General features: G+C 47.8%; 2 tRNA genes. Both read left to right on the top strand.

What is annotated here, in order from left to right:
- Nucleotides 1-34: 34 nt before the first annotated feature.
- A tRNA-Ile gene (locus ACYAS9_RS24245) sits at nt 35-111 on the top strand.
- A 7-nt stretch (nt 112-118) separates the two neighbouring features.
- A tRNA-Ala gene (locus ACYAS9_RS24240) sits at nt 119-194 on the top strand.
- Nucleotides 195-400 lie beyond the last annotated feature (206 nt).

Raw genomic sequence — 400 nt, 5'->3', positions numbered from 1 at the left:
GATTCATTGAAGAAGACGATAGCAGCCTGTATTTAGGTCTGTAGCTCAGTTGGTTAGAGCGCACCCCTGATAAGGGTGAGGTCGGCAGTTCAAATCTGCCCAGACCTACCAGTTCTCTGGGGCCATAGCTCAGCTGGGAGAGCGCCTGCCTTGCACGCAGGAGGTCAGCGGTTCGATCCCGCTTGGCTCCACCATACACCCCTTGTTGATTGCAGTTGCTTGTCAAAGCTTAGAAATGAGCATTCCTGTCGTAAGGCAGCGTGAATGTTGATTTCTGATCTTTTTCAGAATCGTTCTTTAAAAATTCGGATTGTGATAAAAATTTAGACTGTGCACCACTTTCACTGGTGGGGTGCAGGCTAAGGCAAAATGAAAGTTTGTTTTAACAAGCTTTCGGCGA

The organism is Pseudomonas sp. HP_08, from assembly GCF_055284095.1.
Note: the sequence above shows the minus strand (reverse complement) of the source record. Positions and strands in the feature narration are given on the sequence as shown.